Annotated in this window: 1 protein-coding gene; it reads right to left on the bottom strand. The window is 70.5% G+C overall.

Translation table 11 applies throughout. From position 1 onward, the window contains the following. Positions 1-258: hypothetical protein (locus tag ACPYOG_RS19900; protein WP_481295840.1), on the bottom strand; the 258-nt coding region annotated here is incomplete at both ends.

Here is a 258-nt window from a genome sequence, read left to right as displayed (position 1 = left end):
GCCTGGCGCAGCGGTGCGATTTCGTCATCCAGCGTTGCGATGACCGGGCCGAGGCGGCGGGTGTCCAGCACCTGGTCACGCCAATGCACGCGATTGCGGGTGGCGCGCAGGTGGCCGGCGCGGGCGGCGTCCAGCGTGGCGCGCTCATCTTCCAGCAGCTGCAGCTGCTGCAGCGACTTGCCATGCGCGGGTGCATAGAGGCCAGTGATGCGCTCGCGGATCTGGGCGTCGCTCAGCGGCGCCAGGGTGTGCAGGAAC

The organism is Leifsonia sp. HAY1-4F (assembly GCF_056755275.1).
This window is presented reverse-complemented; position numbering and strand designations above follow the sequence as displayed.